Origin of the sequence: Mesorhizobium sp. M5C.F.Ca.ET.164.01.1.1, from assembly GCF_004792125.1 — a bacterium.
Lineage (GTDB): Bacteria > Pseudomonadota > Alphaproteobacteria > Rhizobiales > Rhizobiaceae > Mesorhizobium > Mesorhizobium wenxiniae.
Genome location: NZ_SRTG01000589.1, coordinates 1 through 286, shown reverse-complemented (window position 1 = coordinate 286; position 286 = coordinate 1). Strand labels below are relative to the sequence as shown.

1 protein-coding gene is annotated in these 286 nt (G+C 68.9%); it reads left to right on the top strand.

Translation table 11 applies throughout. The features are described 5' to 3' along the window. On the top strand, positions 1-286 hold a 286-nt coding region (locus EN807_RS34885; protein ID WP_348640286.1), incomplete at both ends, for a S16 family serine protease.

The following is a 286-nucleotide window of genomic DNA, read 5'->3' as shown; positions in this document are numbered from 1 at the left end:
GGAATCGATCTCGGCGGCGGCCTCCTATGTCCGCTCGCGCGCTCTCGATTTCGGCATCGAGCCGCCGCTGTTCGACAAGCGTGACATCCACGTCCACGTGCCGGAGGGGGCAACCCCGAAGGACGGCCCGTCGGCCGGCGTGGCAATGGCGACCGCCATCATCTCGGTGCTGACCGGTATTCCGAGCAAGGCCGATGTGGCGATGACCGGCGAAATCACGCTGCGCGGCAGGGTGCTGCCGATCGGCGGTCTCAAGGAGAAGCTGCTGGCCGCGCTGCGCGGCGGC